Annotated in this window: 16 protein-coding genes and 1 pseudogene; 7 read left to right on the top strand and 10 right to left on the bottom strand. The window is 65.0% G+C overall.

The window, feature by feature from the left end; genetic code table 11:
* The first annotated feature begins 361 nt into the window (after nt 1–361).
* On the top strand, nt 362–778 hold the full coding sequence (locus ASE63_RS19035; protein ID WP_162261806.1) for a response regulator: 417 nt from the start codon (nt 362–364) through the stop codon (nt 776–778).
* On the opposite strand, the gene ASE63_RS19040 is transcribed toward ASE63_RS19035, so the two are convergent.
* Nucleotides 755–1732, bottom strand: coding sequence for a PAS domain-containing protein (locus ASE63_RS19040; RefSeq protein ID WP_056804924.1), 978 nt, complete (start codon nt 1730–1732; stop codon nt 755–757). The two genes, ASE63_RS19035 and ASE63_RS19040, sit on opposite strands and share 24 nt — an antisense overlap.
* A 221-nt stretch (nt 1733–1953) precedes the next feature.
* Between ASE63_RS19040 and ASE63_RS28835 the strand changes: the two genes are divergently transcribed.
* Nucleotides 1954–2529 (top strand): PAS domain-containing protein, encoded by a 576-nt coding sequence (locus tag ASE63_RS28835; RefSeq protein ID WP_200962590.1) that lies wholly within the window; start codon nt 1954–1956, stop codon nt 2527–2529.
* Nucleotides 2520–3482, top strand: a complete 963-nt coding sequence (locus ASE63_RS28840; protein ID WP_200962591.1) for an HWE histidine kinase domain-containing protein — start codon at nt 2520–2522, stop codon at nt 3480–3482. The genes ASE63_RS28835 and ASE63_RS28840 overlap by 10 nt, the downstream gene beginning before the upstream one ends.
* Here ASE63_RS28840 and ASE63_RS19050 read toward each other — a convergent pair.
* Nucleotides 3479–3829, bottom strand: a complete 351-nt coding sequence (locus ASE63_RS19050) for a response regulator (protein WP_056804927.1) — start codon at nt 3827–3829, stop codon at nt 3479–3481. The genes ASE63_RS28840 and ASE63_RS19050 overlap by 4 nt on opposite strands.
* A 76-nt stretch (nt 3830–3905) precedes the next feature.
* Nucleotides 3906–4196, bottom strand: a complete 291-nt coding sequence (locus ASE63_RS19055; protein WP_056804930.1) for a hypothetical protein — start codon at nt 4194–4196, stop codon at nt 3906–3908.
* A gap of 191 nt (nt 4197–4387) precedes the next feature.
* On the opposite strand from ASE63_RS19055, the pseudogene ASE63_RS28525 reads away from it, so the two are divergent.
* Nucleotides 4388–4462: pseudogene (locus ASE63_RS28525) on the top strand (CsbD family protein); the annotation flags it as partial.
* Between the two features lie 583 nt (nt 4463–5045).
* Here the strand turns inward: ASE63_RS28525 and ASE63_RS19060 are convergent.
* The 5 genes from ASE63_RS19060 to ASE63_RS19080 form a co-directional block, all read right to left on the bottom strand.
* The gene (locus tag ASE63_RS19060) at nt 5046–6245 is read right to left on the bottom strand and encodes a carboxymuconolactone decarboxylase family protein (RefSeq protein ID WP_056804933.1); all 1200 of its coding nucleotides are present in this window, start codon (nt 6243–6245) and stop codon (nt 5046–5048) included.
* 145 nt (nt 6246–6390) lie between these two features.
* Nucleotides 6391–8595 carry a molybdopterin cofactor-binding domain-containing protein gene (locus ASE63_RS19065; protein ID WP_056804934.1) on the bottom strand — a complete coding sequence of 735 codons (2205 nt, stop codon included), beginning with the start codon at nt 8593–8595 and terminating at the stop codon, nt 6391–6393.
* Nucleotides 8596–8606: 11 nt separating this feature from the next.
* Entirely contained in the window at nt 8607–9074 is a 468-nt protein-coding gene (locus ASE63_RS19070) for a (2Fe-2S)-binding protein (protein WP_056804937.1), read from the bottom strand.
* A 32-nt stretch (nt 9075–9106) separates the two neighbouring features.
* Nucleotides 9107–9493, bottom strand: coding sequence for a c-type cytochrome (locus ASE63_RS19075; protein WP_056804939.1), 387 nt, complete (start codon nt 9491–9493; stop codon nt 9107–9109).
* A 215-nt stretch (nt 9494–9708) separates the two neighbouring features.
* Nucleotides 9709–10602: a LysR family transcriptional regulator gene (locus ASE63_RS19080; RefSeq protein WP_056804942.1), complete on the bottom strand. Its 894-nt coding sequence runs from the start codon at nt 10600–10602 to the stop codon at nt 9709–9711.
* A 106-nt stretch (nt 10603–10708) separates the two neighbouring features.
* On the opposite strand from ASE63_RS19080, the gene ASE63_RS19085 reads away from it, so the two are divergent.
* The 3 genes from ASE63_RS19085 to ASE63_RS19095 all read left to right on the top strand — a co-directional run bounded on the left by ASE63_RS19085 (nt 10709) and on the right by ASE63_RS19095 (nt 12929).
* A complete protein-coding gene (locus ASE63_RS19085; protein WP_056804946.1) occupies nt 10709–11092 on the top strand; it encodes a cupin domain-containing protein in 384 nt (127 codons plus the stop codon).
* A 71-nt stretch (nt 11093–11163) separates the two neighbouring features.
* Nucleotides 11164–12180, top strand: a complete 1017-nt coding sequence (locus ASE63_RS19090) for a zinc-dependent alcohol dehydrogenase family protein (protein ID WP_056805017.1) — start codon at nt 11164–11166, stop codon at nt 12178–12180.
* Between the two features lie 50 nt (nt 12181–12230).
* Entirely contained in the window at nt 12231–12929 is a 699-nt protein-coding gene (locus ASE63_RS19095) for a RibD family protein (protein WP_056804949.1), read from the top strand.
* A gap of 353 nt (nt 12930–13282) precedes the next feature.
* On the opposite strand, the gene ASE63_RS19100 is transcribed toward ASE63_RS19095, so the two are convergent.
* Complete coding sequence (locus ASE63_RS19100) at nt 13283–14482, bottom strand: CoA transferase (protein ID WP_200962592.1); 1200 nt, start codon at nt 14480–14482, stop codon at nt 13283–13285.
* Nucleotides 14479–15450, bottom strand: coding sequence for a tripartite tricarboxylate transporter substrate binding protein (locus tag ASE63_RS19105; RefSeq protein WP_056804955.1), 972 nt, complete (start codon nt 15448–15450; stop codon nt 14479–14481). The genes ASE63_RS19100 and ASE63_RS19105 overlap by 4 nt, the downstream gene beginning before the upstream one ends.
* Nucleotides 15451–15480: the final 30 nt, after the last annotated feature.

A 15480-nucleotide genomic window follows, 5' to 3' on the forward strand; every position in this document is an offset into this window, starting at 1 on the left:
CAAGGCAAATCTTCCCGTCATGGTCGATGATGCAGATCGCCACCGAGCGCAGCGACACATCCAGCGCAGCGTAGAACATCGCGACTTCCTCCCTCTTGGATCTGTCGAGATCCTAACGGGAGCTTGACCCCTCGCGGGTCCGCCCGATTACGCATGCTAATGGCTCTTAGCACCAGCTGACCTAGCGGCATCGGCTTATCGAGCCGCAGAAAACTTCGTGCGCAGTCCGAGAGCGTGTTCGTGCGCGGGCCGGGGCCCGAATTCTTGATCCTCACGAGGGGTGGAAATCCATTGTTGGATTCGGAACAAGCTGCTGTATACGCTGTTCACCACCGATGACCTTGAGCACGACCACGACAACATGACCGCCCGCATCCTCATTGTCGAAGACGAGATGATGGTCGCCATGGAAATGGAAGCCATCATCGAGGACTTGGGCTTCGAGCCCATTGGCATCGCGGCCGATACGCAGCAGGCCCTCGAGCTGGCCGAGCGTCAGCCAGATGTCGCCCTGGTCGATCTAAACCTGCGGGATGGCCTGACAGGGCCGGATATCGGCAAACACCTCGCCAAGCGAGGCATTCAAGTCGTCTTCGTCACGGCGAATCCCCGCATCGTTTACGATGGCGTCCCGGGCGCCCTTGGGGTCTGCGAGAAGCCCGTCGACGATGGAACGATCGCCTCGATCCTTGCCTTCGCCATCGCCAAGCGCGAGGGCCAGAACGTCATGCCGCCCCCGGGCTTCATTCCGTTCTCAAGCAACGTCGCCTCGCGCTAGGTTTGCCAGCGGTACCTTCACGGTCACTTTCAGCCCGTCTGGCTCCCAGGCCCGTACTAGAACGCCGTCGAGCTGGTTCTTGACGCTGACCTCGGAAAGGCGCGTTCCGAAGCCGGTGCGCGAGGGCTCGCCGGCGATTGCGGGGCCGCCGGTCTCCTTCCAGACGATCGTCGCATCCTCGTCGATGATCGACATCGTGACCGCGACCTTGCCGGCATCGGTAGAAAGAGCGCCATACTTGGCAGCGTTGGTCGCCAATTCGTGGAAGAGCAGGGCGAATGGGGTTGCGCCCTTGTCGTCGACCACGATGTCGTCGCCGGCGACCGTGATGTTCCCGGCCTCGGTGGCGGGGTAGGGCTTGAACAGATCGACGAGCATGCCGCCAAGCGTGGTGCGACCGATCGTCGGCCGGGATTCCTCACTGTGGGGCCGCACGAACTCATGAGCTCGCCCAAGGGCGGCGATCCGCTCGCGCAGAACGGCGGCGAAGGCCTTGGCCTCGGGGGTCTGGCGAACTGAAAGGCCGATCAGACCGCCGATAACGGCAAAGATGTTTTTGATTCGGTGGGCGAGCTCGCGGCTCAAGAGCTCGTTTTGCTCGGCGGCGCGCTTGGCATCGTCAATGTCGGTGCAGGTCCCGATCCAGCGGACGATCTTGCCCGTGCCATCCTTAACTGGCAGCGCGCGGCCCAACGTCCAGCGGTATACGCCTGTGTGGTGCTTGAGGCGGTACTCGATCTCATAGGGTTCGCCGGTCGCCAGCGAGTGGCGCCAGCGCGCCCAGGCCAGTTCCTGGTCCTGGGCATGGAACATGTCGTTCCAGCCCTCGCCATCCGTCGAGCCGGCCGGCACGCCCGTGAACTCATACCATTGGGCATTGTAGTAATCATGGAAGCCGTCAGGCTGCGTCGACCAAACCATCTGCGGCATCGCGTCCGTAAGGACGGCCAACATATGAGGGTTGTCGTCGAATATTCTCTTCGCGGTCGGCACTCGGGCTCTTTTCGATGTAACAGCGCTTCCGGCTACCACAGGCCGACACTGACATAAATGACCGAGCCGCTACGATGCCCGTCGAGCAGACAAAGCACAGTCGGACGCAATGAAACACGTCAAATGACATATCGCTTCGGCAGTCCGTCGCTTATCAAGCCGTTTTCGAGGCAACCAGACGTATGAGCGCTGCTACCGAGCACAGCCGCATCGATGCCGAGATCGAGAAGGTAGCTAAGTCCAACGATCCCTTTGCCTCGGCGGTCCGCGCGACCCGCATGCCGATGTTGATCACGGACCCCAACCAGCCCGACAATCCGATCGTCTTCGCCAACGACGCCTTCTCGCGGCTGACCGGTTATTCCCGGGACGAGATCCTCGGCCGTAACTGTCGATTCCTCCAGGGCCCGGAGACAGACGCCGCCGCTGTCGACAGCATCCGCGACGCCATCGCGAGGCGGGCCCAGATCGAGTTGGACATCGTCAACCATCGCAAGGACGGCTCGCGCTTCCACAACCGCGTCCTGATCTCGCCGGTGTTCGACGAGGAAGGCCACCTCGTCTATTTCTTTGCCTCGCAGTTCGACGTCACCTTGGAGAAGGAGCGCCTCGTCCGTCTCCAGCAGGAGCACGACAAGCTGGAGCGGGAAGTCGAGCGCCGCACTCGTGAGCTTCGCCTGTCCGAGGAGCGCCTGCGCTTCACGATGCAGGCGGCCCGCGTTGGTGCCTGGACGCTCGATCTTAGGAAATGCGGCTGACCACATCTGATGGCTGCAAGCGCAATTTCGGCCGGGACGAAGCGGGCCCCTTCACCTACGCTGACCTGCTTGATCAGATCGTGCCGGAGGATCGCCCGGGCATGGCTCAGTCGGTGCACGACGCCATCGAAGCCCATGCCGACTACGAACGCGAGTATCGCATCACGACGCCCCGCGGGGAAGCGCGCTGGATCATGGCGCGAGGCCGTCCTTACTACGACGCCGACGGCAAGCCGCTCAGCATGTCGGGCGTCACGCTTGACATGACGGAGAGCCGCCGGAACGAGGAGCAACGCCTCCTTCTGACCGCCGAGCTAAAGCACCGGGTTAAGAACTCCATGGCGACGATCCAGGCCATCGCTACCCAGACCATGCGGAACGCGTCAACGCTGAAGGAGGCGTCGGAGGTTCTGACGGCACGCATGCAGTCCTTGTCGTCGGCGCACGACCTGCTGACCCGCGAGGAATGGCAGAGCGCCACCCTTGCCGAGATCGTCGCCAGCGCCACCGGCTCGTTCGACATTCCTGGTTCGCAGCGATTCCGCGTGGCTGGCCCGACGGTCAGCCTCGGCCCGCGCGCTGCCATGTCCATGGTGCTCGCTCTGCACGAGCTTTGCACCAACGCGGTGAAGTATGGAGCGCTATCCGTCGATGGCGGCTACGTCGTCGTCGACTGGCACCTGGCGCGTCATGGGACCGATCATATGATCGAATTCCGCTGGCAGGAGTTCGGCGGGCCATCGGTCACCGGAAAGCCCGGGCGGCGCGGCTTCGGATCGCGGCTCATCGAGAAGGTTCTGGCGGCTGAGCTGGACGGGAAGGCAGAGATTCAATATCTGCCCGCAGGCTTGGTCTTCACGATCACTGCGCCTCTGCCCGAGCAAGATAAGGTCAGCGGCACGCCGGACGATCATGAGATGTTCAGGCGGAACATCACTGCCTCGATCGACTAGTCGCAGACGGCCTTGAGCATGGCCTCCGGCGAGTAGGGCTTCGGGAGGTAAGGGACGTTATCGGGCAACTCGCCGGCTCCTGGAAGGACCCGGCCGCTCGCCACGATGATCATAACCGGTGGCCAACGGTCCCTGACGGCACGGGCCAGCTTCATCCCGTCCATGGAGCCCGGCATCTCGATGTCGGTGAACAAGACGGTGATGTCTGGCCGGGTTTCGAGAAGTGCGATCGCCTCGTCGGCGTTGGCTGCCTCAAGCACGATGTGACCAGCGTCCGTAAGGAGGTCCACTGCGTCGAGCCTCAGGATCGGTTCGTCTTCGACAACCAGAATGACCAGCGGGGACATGGAATGCTTTCAGGTGTTCAATGACACCAATGCGCGAGCGGGAAGGTTGTTGCGCGATGAGGGCGTGATAGTGCGATTAATCGCGTGGACCTAGGGGAAGTTCGTTGGGGACATCCGGAGCCTGCCCGGTTTCACCCTCGCGCTCGGCCTCGAAATGCAGGGCCGCCTTGTAGACCTGGTTTCCCGCGTCATCCTGTATCCGGACCCCGTAGCGGGCGCTCTTGTCATGAGGCAGCCCTTCGCGGCACATCTCCGTCAGGGCGACCTGCGCGTCGTGCTCGGCCGCCGTCGCGTGCGGAAATTCGACGGGTTCATCGTACGTTTCGGGGCCTTGGCCGGTCTCCGTCGTGATCGTGAATTTAGGCATCTACATCTGACCCGGTGGAGGACCCCCGATCATCGAACACCGGTTGGAGCATTCGGTTCCGGCCGCGGCTGGCAGGAGTTGTCAGCGCTCGCCAACGCCGGGTCGCGACCCGATTGAACCAATAGAATAAACCTCGTTGTGCCGGTCGCCACCGCATTGTTCGGTCCTCTTGATCGACAGGGCATAGTCGGATTGGCAGCACCACAGACAAGATCGAGGGTCTCGCCATCGAAGCCGTCGGCAACGTTAAGCAGGCCGCTGGCCGCGTTCGCGACAGGCCCGATCTGGAGGCTGAGGGCTTGGCGCAGGAATCCGCGAGCACAAGCCCTAGCCGTGGCGTAAGCGGGACAATCGCTCACTCACTTCCGGGTTTGGGACACAGCCGTTCCTGAAGAGCGTTTTGCTGCCGCCGATCGGTGCCGCGGCGCAGGTCTGAATTCCGCTCTCGTGATCTTTCTTGGAATCCCTGAATCGAGAACGAAGCGATCGCGCCTGTGAGGCGGCAACGGCGCGGGGTGCTCTGTCCTGCGTCCGAACCGGGCTGCACACAGCCTGGCCCGGCTACGGCGCTATTGAGGGCGCGCCGGGCCAGGCTGTGTGCAGCCCTCGTCGTCGAGCCTCAGATGAGGGCAACCGATTGAGCGGCCGGAATAAGCGTCGACCTTGTCGCTGTCGACGCCCATGTCCGAGACAAACCGCCATCCGTGAGGAGAGAGGCATAGTGCTACCGCGGTCCATTTCGTAAGCATCTGAAATCGTTTGAGTTTCATTCCACGTTCATTGGGATTCCGGATCGATAGATTCTCGGAATGAGCGGGGATCGACCGCCGACGATACGGGGGGCGAATCTCACTTCGCGCCGGCTTTGTAGATCTCGTTCGGGACCAGTTCCTGCCAGGTGACGGCGCTGCCGTTCAGGGCTTCGGCGATGGCAAAGTGGCTCATCGGCTCGCTGGCGGTCGCGCCGTGCCAGTGCCGGACATGTGGCGGGATCCAGACGACGTCGCCGGGGCCGACCTCTTCTCGCGGCCCGCCTTCCTTCTGCACCCATCCGCGTCCCGAGATGATGTACAGCGTCTGGCCGAGCGGATGGGTATGCCAGGCGGTGCGCGCTCCGGCGGCGAAGGTGACCGTGCCGCCGCCGATGCGAGCCGGCTCGTCGCCCCGATAGCGGCCCGAGACCTGGACCTGCCCGGTGAACTGCGCAGCCGGCCCGGTCGCCGTGTTCTCGGGCGTCGCACGGACCACCCGGATCTCGCCAGTCGCGGCCGCACCCGGCTTCACCGCCGCGTCCCGGCCGGCGAACACCTTTTCGAGCACGGGCACGGCCGACATCGCGCGCGGCCAGCCGGCGTAGAAGCCGAGATGGGTCGCGACCTCGGCGGCCTCGATCCGCGTGAGGCCGTTGTCCATGGCGCGGTTGGCGTGGAATGGAAGCTGCTCGGGCTGACCGATCGCGATCAGAGCGGCCATGGTGACCAGGCTGCGGTCGCGCGGCGCAAGCTCGGCCCGGCGCCAGAGGTCGCCGAAGAGCACGCGGTTGGTCAGGTCAGCCAATGCGGGCGCGGTCGGCGCAACGGAGCGATTTACGGTGGCGGCCCGCGCGGCCTCGGAAGCGGACTCGAGCGTGATCGGCGGGGCTGCGCTCGCAGTCGCGGGACCAATCTTGCGCTCGTCGAAGACCTTCTTCACCTCGGTCACGGCCGAGATCGCGTTCGGCCAGCCGGTGTAGAGGGCGAGCTGGGTGATGAGTTCCCCGATTTCGGCCGGGGTCACGCCATTGTCGAGCGCCCGCCGCGTGTGTCCCGGGATCTGCCCGGTCTTGCCGGTCGAGACCAGCGCCGCGACGGTGATCAGGCTACGATCGCGCGGCGCGAGTTCTTTGCGGAGCCACACCTCACCGAAGAGCACGTCGTCGGTGAAATGCCCGAGCCCGGGCGCAATGTCGTAGACCGGTGCAGGTGCGACACGATTGCGCCGGTTCTCTTGAGCCTCGACGCCCGTCGCCGCCAGTGCCGCGATCGCCAGTCCTGTCGCAATGTTCTTCATCACCTAGGTCTCCCTGCGAGCCTCGGCTCGAACGAAGCGGACAAAGCGGTCCCGTTCGAGCCGAGGCTCGTTTCAAATCCGGATGGAAAGTCGGTCGTCGTTGCCGGGCCCGCACGGCGAGGTGCGGGCGCGGGCGCTCGGATCGTCAAGTGCTTCCGAGGTCGATATTCTTCAGCGGCATGTTGCGGATGCGCTTCCCGGTGGCGGCGAAGATGGCGTTGAGCACGGCAGGCGCCGCGACGGCGATGGTCGGTTCGCCGACGCCCCCCCAGAAGCCGCCCGACGGCACCGTGATCACCTCGACCTGCGGCATCTCGTCGAGCCGCATGACGGTGTAGGTGTCGAAGTTCTCCTGCTCGATGCGCCCGTCCTTCACCGTGCACTCGCCATGGAGCATGGCCGAAAGCCCGTAGACGAAGGACCCCGAGATCTGGGCGTCGATCTGCTGTGGGTTGAGCACGTGTCCGCAATTGGTGGCGGCGACGATGCGATGGATCTTGAGCTTGCCGCCGGTGACCGAGACCTCGGCGGCGGCCGCGACGTAGCTGCCGAAGCCCATGATCTGCGCCAATCCGCGATGCACACCCTCGGGCGGCTTGCTCGTCTCCCAGGAGATGCCTTTCGCCGCCGCTTCCAGCACCGCCAGATGCTTCGGATGTTTCGCCATGAGCTTGCGCCGGAAGGCGAGGGGTTCGACCCCAGCCGCATGGGCAAGTTCGTCGACGAAGCACTCGAGATAAAGCGCGTTCTGGTTCAGGTTGACGCCGCGCCATGCTCCCGGACGGACATGCGGATTATGCATCGCATGGTCGATCAGGACATTCGGGAAGCTGTAGCCGATCGCCATCTCGCCGCCGCCGGGCATCAGGCCCTGGAAGGTCACCGGATCGCCGTTCGCCGTCATGATCGAGGGGCGCATATAGGCCATGATCGATTGGCCCGAGATGCGCATGTGCAACGCCTCGACATTGCCCTCCGCGTCAAGCGAGGCGCGCAGTCGGCACTGCGTGACCGGATGGAACCGGCCCTGCACCATGTCCTCTTCCCGGGTCCACATCATCTTGACCGGCGTGTTCGGCACCTGCTTGGCGATGCGCGTGGCCATGGTGACGTAGTCGACCATGAGGCGACGGCCGAAGCTACCGCCGATGCGCATGGTGTGGACCTCGCAGGCCTCGCGCGACAGGCCGGCCGCGGTCGCCAGCGCCTCCAGCGCCTGCTCCGGCACCTGGGTCGGCCCCCACATGTCGCAGCGCTCCGGCGTCCAGCGCACCGTCGCCGACAGAACCTCCATCGGCGCGTGGTTCTGGTAGGGATAGCTGTAATCCGCCTCGATCACGCGGGAAGCCTTGGCCAGGACCGCGCGGGCGTCGCCGGCGCGATTGCCGACGAAGTTCGTTTCAGCCGTCAGGCCTTCGCGCAGCTTGGCCGCGATCGTGTCGCTCGAGACGGTGGCGTTCGGCCCATCGTCCCATTCGATCGGGAGGGCATCGAGCGCCGTCTTGGCCCGCCAGAACGTGTCGGCGACGACGGCCACCGTCTCGTCATCGACGCGCAGCACATGCTTGACGCCGCGCATGCCCTCGACGGCCTTGGCGTCGAAGCTCTTCAGCTTGCCACCATGGACCGGCGAAGCCTTGGGAACGGCCACCAGCATGCCGTCCATCTTGAAATCGGTGCCGTAGACCAGCGAGCCATTCAGCTTGTCGAGCGTATCGATCCGCTTCACGGGCTGGCCGGCGATGGTCCAGTCCTTCGGATTCTTGAGCTTGACCTCCTTGGGCGGCGCTAGCGTCGCGGCCCGCTGCGCCACGGCGCCATAAGTGGTCGAGCGACCGCTCGCCTTGTGGGTAACGATTCCCTTCGCGACAGTGCACTGCTCGAGCGGCACGCCCCATCCCTGGGCCGCAGCCTGGACGAGCATGCTGCGTGCCGCAGCCCCGCCCATGCGGACGTATTCCTGCGAACCGCGGATCGCGCGCGAACCGCCCGTCGACTGGTCGCGCCAGAGGTTGTCGCGGCGACGGTTCTCGCCCGGCTTGACCAGCTCGAAGCGGACCTTGTCCCAATCGCATTCCAGTTCCTCGGCGACGAGCTGGGCAAGGCCGGTAAGCGAGCCCTGGCCCATCTCGATGCGTGCGATGCGGATGATCACGGTGTCGTCGGGCTGGATCACGACCCAGCCGTTGATGTCCGGGGTTCCGGCTTGCTGGGCCAGGGCCTTGCCGGCCATCGGGAACGAGAAGCCGAAGCTGAACACTCCCGCGGCTGCGCCGGCGCCGACCAGGAAGCCGCGGCGCGAAGGGCTCGCCGGGCGGGTGTCATCATCGATGTGAAGTTCGGAACCCATGCTCACCTCCTTCAGCCCTTGTTTGAGGCCATGCGCTCGGAAGCGAGCTTCACACCCGCCAGAACGCGCCCATAGGTGCCACAGCGGCAAATATTGGTGATCTCGGCCCGGATGTCGTCCTCGGACGGCGTCGGGTTCTGGGCCAGCAGGGAGGCCGTCGCCATGATCATGCCGACCTGGCAGAAGCCGCATTGGGCGACGTCGAGTTCGGCCCAGACCTGCTGCACCGGGTGGGGCTTGTCGGCTCCTAGCCCTTCGATGGTGACGATCTTCTGCTCTTCTGTGACGGCGTTCAGGGGCAGCGCGCAGGAGCGAGTGGCGACGCCGTCGATGTGGATGGTGCACGCCCCGCACTGAGCCACGCCGCAGCCGTACTTGGTCCCGGTCAAGCCGACATGATCGCGGATCACCCAGAGCAGCGGCGTGTCGTCCTCGACGTCGACCTCGACGACCTTCCCGTTGATGTTGAGCTTCGGCATCGCTCTCTCCCTCTCGGATTTTGGCGGTTGGGTCAGTTGGCTGTCGGCAAGCCCTGGAGATAGGCGATGATGCTGCCGCGATCGGCCGCGTTCGGAACGGCGATCGTCATAGTCGTGCCGGGGACGACGCCACGCGGATTGGCGAGATAGCTGTCGAGATTGGCGGGGTCCCAGTCGGGCGCGTGCGAGGCCATGGCCTTCGAATAGCGGGCGCCTTCGACGCTTCCGGGCTTGCGCCCGACGATCCCGGAGAGGTGCGGCCCGATCCGGTTCTGTCCGGGCTGGACGGTGTGACAGGCTGCGCAACGCTGCTTGAAGAGACGCTCACCGGCCGCGGCGTCCTGCGCGCGGGAGGGCTGAGCCGCGAGAAGCAGGCACCCGGCGGTCAAGACTGCCGCCGCCATCGAACTGATCGTCATCGAGCCATACGCTCCGCAGTCTGATCGCCAGACCGAAGGGCGAAGCGGGCCATCGCGCGCTCCGGTCCCCACGGCCCCGGGGCGATCGGTTCCGTCCATTCCGTCGAAGGGTACGGACAAAGGGGAAGCGCGATTAGCCGCTCAGTTCCCATAGCGGCTATATTTGAATTTCATCAATCCGGATGAGCGGCTCCTCGGCTCGGCGACGTTGGCTTTCAGCGGCGGTGACGCAAGGCGTCGACCAGCAGCGAGAACGCCGCGGAGGGCTGGCGACGGCTTGGATAGTACAGATGATAGCCCGCGAATGGCGGGCACCAATCGTCGAGGACCTTGATCAAGCGCCCCTCCGCGATGTCTTCGAGAACCCGATCCTCCATGACGAAGCCGAGACCGAAGCCCGCTTTCGCCGCCCGGGTGATCATGTTGACGTCATTGAAGGCGAGCTGTCCTTCGACGCGGACCCGCACCTCCCTGCCATCCTTCTCCATTTCCCACGGGTAAAGCGCGCCCGAACTCTGCATGCGAAGGTTGATGCATTGGTGGTCTGCGAGTTCGTGGGGAGAGGTCGGAATGCTGCGCGCGGCGAAGTAGCCCGGCGAGCCGACCACGATCATCCGGACCTCGGGGCCGATGCGGACGGAGATCATGTCCTTGGCCACGGCCTCGCCGAGCCTGACGCCGGCATCGAACCGGTCGCTGACGATGTCGCGCAGGCTCGAATCGATACTGAGCTCAACGTGAATGTCGGGATAGTTGGGAAGGAGGGTCTCCAGCGTCGGCCAGAGGAGCGTCATGGCCGCATGCTCCGAGGTCGTGATCCGGATCGTCCCGGCAGGCTTGTCCCGGAGATCCCGAATGGCGTCGATCTCGAGACCGATGCTGTCGATCGCGGGCTTCAAGGTCGCGAGCAGGCGAACACCGGCCTCCGTCGGTGCGACGCTGCGGGTCGTCCGGGTCAGCAGGCGGACGCCGAGCCGGGCCTCCAGTCTGCGGATCGTGTGACTGAGCGACGATTGCGAGGTGCTCAGCCGCGCCGCCGCCCGGGTGAAGCTCTGTTCCTCGGCGACCATGAGAAACGCATTCAGGTCGACGAGCTCTTCGCGTCGCATTCATGAACTCCAGATATAGCCACATGCGGCTTACGCCAGATTATCCTTCCAATGGTCACAAGATAACGTGTGTTCGGCGTCGGGGGCGCTCGATACGGATTCATGGATGACTGGCGGAGACGGAATTGCCGAGACGACGAGCTCGGCTCGGGTGACGGGGCGGGTCGATGTGACCGCCACTCCCGAGAGTGAGAATAGCGGACTGGCGGCCAGGATGACGTTTCACCCGGGGGCCCGCACGGACTGGCACACCTATCCGGCAGGCCAGACCCTCCTCGTCATCGAGGGGCTTGGCCGTGCGCAACGCGGCGACGGCGCGATCGAACCCATGCAGCCCGGGGATGCCATCTGGTTCGAGCCGGGAGAGAGACGCTGGTTCGGTGCCTCGCCGGAACATTCGATCGCTCTGCTCGTGCTCGCTGAAAGCGGATCCGACGACGACGTCGTCTGGCTCGAGAGCGTCGACGACGCCGACTACCACGCAAACTGAACGGCCCGACTGAAGCTTCCCGGAGAGGCTCGAAGTGTTCGGGTATCTCCTCACTCTCAAGGATAAAAATGATGTTGGGAACCATGCTCCATGGGCCGCGCGACGTACGTTGCGAGGAGGTGCCCGAGCCGACGATCCTGCATCCGACCGATGCGATCATCCGCCTGTCGGCGACCTGCATCTGTGGGTCCGATCTCTGGCCCTATCGCGGTCTGAACGACGTTACCGCCCCGATGGCGATGGGCCACGAGTATTGCGGCATCGTCGAAGAGGTCGGCAGCGCAGTGAAAACGGTGCGGCCGGGACAGTTCGTTGTGGGCTCATTCTGCCTGTCCGACAACACCTGCCCGCATTGCCGCTTCGGCTTTCAGTCATCCTGCGACCAGCGCGAGTTCATGACGGCCGCGCAGGCCCCCCTGGCGCGCGTTCCCCTAGCCGATGGAACGCTCGTCGCGACCGCGGAGCTTCCACCCGATGATCTGATCCCAAGCCTTCTCGCCGTCTCGGACGTCCTCGGGACCGGCTGGTACGCGGCCTATGCCGCGCGCGTTCAGCCGGGATCGACGGTGGTCGTCGTCGGCGACGGTGGCGTCGGGCTGATGGGCGTATTGGCGGCCAAGCAGATGGATGCCGGACGCATCATCGCGATGAGCCGCCACAAGACCAGGCAGGACCTCGCCCTGGAATTCGGCGCGACGGACATCGTCTCCGAACGGGGAGTGGCTGGCGTCGCCCGGATCAAGGAGATGACGGGCAAGGTGGGGGCTGATGCCGTGCTGGAGTGCGTCGGCACGCAGGAATCGATGCAGCAGGCGCTCGATTGTGCCCGCCCGGGCTCGATGATCGGCTACGTCGGGGTGCCGCACGGCGTCGAGTTCGATGGTCAGCAGCTCTTCTTTTCGCAGAAGGGCCTACTGGGCGGCCCGGCGCCGGTCCGGCGCTTCCTGCCCGACCTGATCGATCTGGTCCTCGAGCGGAAGATCAACCCCGGCAGGGTCTTCGATCTCGAGCTTCCGCTGGTGGATGTCGCGGAGGGCTACCGGGCGATGGACGAGCGTCGGGCGATCAAGACGATCCTGCGGGTCTGATCGACCCCAAGCATTCGACCCGGGAAACCGGCCCGCGAAGGAGCAGCTCAGTGAAGCCATACGTCATCTGCCACATGATCTCGTCCCTGGACGGCGGCCTGCATCCCAGCCGCTGGTCGAAGAGTCCGGACGGCGTTCGTGGAGACTGGCACCGCGTTTACGAAGAGATCCATCAGGACCTCGCCGGCGACGCCTGGATCGTCGGGCGCGTGACGATGGCGGAGATGAGCAAGGCCGAGCCCCATCCGCCTGCACAGGCAGGTGCGGTCGACAGGAGCAGACACGTCGCTGCCCCAGGGGCGGAAAGCTATGGCATCGCTCTCGATCCCGGCGGCAAGCTCCATTTCAACGCCGGTGATGTCGGCGGCGACCATGCGATCGTGGTTCTCGGCCCCGACGTTCCCGACAGCCACCTGGCGGAGCTGGTGGCGGACGGTGTTTCGTACCTCGTGTCCGACAGCGCCGAGTTCGATCTTGGCACGGTGCTGGATCGCTTGGCATCGGAGTTCGGCATCCGCAGGCTCCTGATTGAAGGCGGTGCCGGCATCTGCGGATCCTTCTTCGCCGCGGGACTCGTTGACGAGTTCAGCTTGCTCGTTGCGCCCGCGCTCGATGGGCGCGCCGGCCACCAGACCATCGTCGAGTTCGGCGAGGTGGGGCTCGCGGACAAGGTCCGCCTGACGTTCAGCGGCTGCGACGCGCTCCGGAACGGACTGGTCCATCTGCGTTACGCGGTGACGCCGCCCTGATCGCATTCAACGTCCCGTGGAGTTGACGATGAAATCAATCGCGTCGCCTCTCGGCATTCCAGCATCGGCCAGGGATAGCGGCCATGACCGACGTCATCGTCCTTATCGGTGCCGGATCGATCGGCATCGCGATCGCGCGGCGCGTGAGCGCGGGCAAGCATCTCCTCGTGGCGAATCTTCGCGTGGAGAATGCCGAAGCTGGTGCAAGAACGCTGCGCGACGCCGGGGTCGACGTCACCACAGCCACCGTCGACGTCTCATCGCGGAATTCCGTACAGGCGCTGCGCAGTCTGGCCGGCTGGTGTAGCACACGAGCCGTCGCGAAGTGTCGAACGACAAGCAATTTCAATGACTTATGTGGGCGTATCTTCTCGCTGCGCATCCTGACACGAGGCCATATATCGGGAGAGTACATCTGCAGTGTGCTCGCCGAGTCGTGGTGGTGCTGCGGGCTGACGGACCGGCGTATCTGACAGGCGCAGCGGAGAGGCCACCATGCGAAGGGTGCCATGAACTTTGTCCTGAACCGCGTGGACAAGTCCGCGGCCAAGTGTGTCCGGAGATGCGAACACCTCAGGAACTGAACGAACTTGGCCTGCGGGGACGCCCACTGCACGCAGGGTCTCCACCCAATCACCCGTCTTTTTGTGGCGAAACAAAGCGGCCAGCGTCGGGATCAGCGTCTCGCGGTTGAGCACGCGGCTGCGGTTGGTGCGATAGCGCTCGTCCTCGGCGAGATCGGAGCGCGCCAGGACCTTGCCGCACATCGCACTGAACTGCTGGTCGTTGCCGCAGGCGAGCGCGAGCACACCGTCGGCGGTGTCGAACAACTGGTAGGGGACCACGGTCGCATGCGCGTTGCCGAAGCGGCCGGGAGCGCGACCCGTGGCGAGATGGCCGGACGCGACGTTGGCGAGCAGGGCGACCGCTGAGTCGAAGAGCGCGATGTCGAGATGCTGGCCGCGCCCCGTCTTTCCGCGCGCGATCAGCGCGGCCAGGATCGCCTGCGTCGCGTTCATCCCGGTGACAAGATCTGTGATGGCGACGCCATGTTTCATCGGTGAGCCTTCGGGCTCGCCGGTGATTGCCATCAGGCCGCTCTCGGCCTGGATGGCGAAGTCGTAGCCGGCCTCCTCGGCGCGCGGGCCGATGCGGCCATAGCCCGAGATCGAACAGTAGATCAGGCGCGGGTTGCGTGCGCGGAGCTGCTCGTAGCCGAGGCCGAACCGCTCCAGTCCACCCGTCTTGAAGTTCTCTACCAGAACGTCCGCCTGCTCGGCGAGCCGTGCGATCTTCTCGCGGTCCTCGGGGTCGCGCAGGTCGGCCGCAACGGAGAGCTTCGAGCGGTTGCAGCACTGGAAATAGGTCGATTCCCCGCCGATCTCCGGGGGCATCCAGCCGCGCGTATCGTCGCCGGCACTGGCTTCCTCGATCTTCCAGACCTCGGCGCCGAGGTCCGCCAGCGTCTGCGTACACCAGGGTCCCGCCAGGATGCGCGAGAGGTCGAGAACCTTGATGCCGTCTAGCGGATGCATGATGTGGTGGCCCGTCACTGGATGGTGATTCCGGCGTCTTTGATGAGCTTGCCGAGCCGGTCGCTCTCGGCGCGGACATAGCTGCCGAGCTCGTCGGGCGTCATCGCCGTTGGCTCGTTGCCGATCGCCTCCATCCGCTTCCTGAAATCCTCGGAGCGGACGATCCGCGAGATCGAGCCGTTGAGCCGGTCCACGACGGGCTTCGGCGTTCCCGCTGGGGCGAAGACGGCGAACCAGCTCTCGCCGACGATGCCGGGATAGCCGAGCTCGGCGAAGGTCGGCACGTCCGGCAGTTGCGGGAGCCGCTTCTGCGAGAGCACGGCGAGCGCGTTGTACTGCCCGGCGACATGGTTGGGTGCCGAGTTGGTCAGCGCCTCGACATTGGTGTCGATGACGCCGGCCAGCATGTCATTCATTGCCGGCGCGGCGCCACGATAGTGCACATGGGCCACCTTTATGCCGAGCTCGCGCGCCACGAGTTCGCCCAGCAGGTGCACGGTGCTGCCGGCGCCGTTGGTGGCGTTGTTGATCTTGCCGGCGTTGGCGAGTGCGTACTCGCGGAAGCTCTTCACGTCCTGTGCGGGAAAGCCCTTCCTGACCACGAAGGCGAACGGCACTTTCACAACCATCGCCACCGGCGCGAAGTCGTCGAGCTTGTACTTGATCGCCGGCAGCAGATGCGGGTTCGTCGTGAAGGTCGTGGCTGCAGTGAAGAGCAGCGTGTGGCCGTCCTTCTCGGCGTTGGCGACGGCCTGTGTGCCGATCGTGGTGCTGGCGCCGCCGCGGTTCTCGATCACCACCGAGCGACCGTATTCGGCGCCGAGCTGCTCGGCGACGATGCGCGCGACGATGTCGGTGGTGCCGCCGGCCGGGAAAGGCACGATCAGGCTGATGTTGCGCTCGGGATAGTTCGCCAGCGCGGGACCGAGAGGCAGCGCGAGCGCGGCGGCGAGAAGCAGGCGGCGGGCGATGCGAATGGCTGTCATGGCTGTTTCCTCCGGGAAAGGGCGCGCGCC

The sequence above is a fragment of the Allobosea sp. Root381 genome, assembly GCF_001429395.1.
Lineage (GTDB): Bacteria > Pseudomonadota > Alphaproteobacteria > Rhizobiales > Beijerinckiaceae > Allobosea.